The organism is Blautia sp. DFI.1.216, from assembly GCF_020594215.1.
Classification (GTDB): domain Bacteria; phylum Bacillota; class Clostridia; order Lachnospirales; family Lachnospiraceae; genus Blautia_A; species Blautia_A wexlerae.
In genome coordinates this window covers 1-1346 of sequence record NZ_JAJDML010000138.1, presented here as the reverse complement: position 1 = coordinate 1346, position 1346 = coordinate 1, and the positions used below count along the sequence as shown (strand labels likewise).

The 1346-nt window shown below is 45.2% G+C and carries 1 protein-coding gene and 1 pseudogene; both read left to right on the top strand.

The window, feature by feature from the left end:
* Window positions 1-121 precede the first annotated feature (121 nt).
* Window positions 122-565, top strand: a complete 444-nt coding sequence (tnpA, locus tag LJE11_RS19060; protein WP_227296393.1) for an IS200/IS605 family transposase — start codon at window positions 122-124, stop codon at window positions 563-565.
* A gap of 51 nt (window positions 566-616) precedes the next feature.
* Window positions 617-1346 (top strand): annotated as a pseudogene (locus LJE11_RS19055) (IS200/IS605 family accessory protein TnpB-related protein); the annotation flags it as partial.

The following is a 1346-nucleotide window of genomic DNA, read 5'->3' as shown; positions in this document are numbered from 1 at the left end:
CTGGAAGTAAGGGGATTACCCATAAATATATTGTAGTAGTGATGAGTTAGACGCGAAATTTTTATAAAAAATATCCAGAACAAATGTTTACTTAAAGAAATGCATATGGTATAATACAGACATGGAAAAAGATATATTTAATATAAATAAAAATCAGCTTTCATATGGTCGAGGATATGTATATTCTCTGCAGTATCATCTGGTCTGGTGTACGAAATACAGGAAGAAAGTATTAAAAGACGGGATCGACCTGGAATGCAAAAAGATGCTGCAGGATCTGGCAGAAGAGTATCGGTTTCAGATCCTGGCAATGGAAGTCATGCCGGACCATATCCACATGTTTGTGGATTGCCGGCCGCAGTTTTATATTTCAGATATGATCAAGATCATGAAAGGGAATCTTGCACGTCAGATGTTCCTTTTACATCCGGAGCTGAAAAAAGAACTGTGGGGAGGACATTTGTGGAACCCGTCTTATTGTGCCGTTACAGTCAGTGACCGGAGCCGTGAGCAGGTATCTGCCTATATCGAAGGCCAGAAGGAAAAAGAAAAGAGAAAGCCCTGAGTACAGGGATCATTCCGGAAATGTTTGTTTTTGCGGGAAAGGTGGAAGAAGATGCGGACAGTATCCAGCTATGGTGTGGAGATACGAAAACAGAATATCCCGGTCCGTCAGACAATGGAGATCTATCGTCAGGCAGTCAGTTACCTGACAGAGATCTACGCACAGGTCTGGGAAGAACTGAGGGAGATCCCGGAGACAAAAAAGCGTTTTAATACCGCAGAGCATATGGTACACATGACGAAGAAAAACACAGCCCGGTTTGATTTTGACCTTCGTTTTCCGAAGATGCCGTCTTACCTCCGCAGGTCCGCGATCCAGCATGCGCTTGGAAGTGTATCTTCGTATGAGACCCGGCTGGGGCAGTGGAAAGAGACCGGAGTGCTGTCCGGAAGGCCGAAACTTACCTGCAGGAACCATGCCATGCCGGTCTTTTACCGGGATGTGATGTACCGCGAAGGAGCAGAAGGAAAAGATGAAGCATATCTGAAACTGTACGACGGGCATGACTGGAAATGGTTCCGTGTATATTTAAAACGTACCGATATGGAATATCTTCGCAGGAACTGGAAAGGAAAGAAGACATCGGCCCCTGCGTTGGAAAAGAGACACCGCCGGTATTTTCTTCGTTTTTCCTGTACAGAAGAAGTAACACTGACGAAAACACCGGTAAAAGAACAGATCATCTGCAGTGTGGATCTGGGGATCAATACTGATGCGGTCTGTACCATCATGCGGGCAGACGGAACTGTCCTGGGAAGAAGATTCATAGATCATCCCAGTG

Bases quoted from the DNA above. Each gene is read 5' to 3' on its own strand.
- tnpA (WP_227296393.1), top strand. From the start codon at position 122: ATGGAAAAAGATATATTTAATATAAATAAAAATCAGCTTTCATATGGT.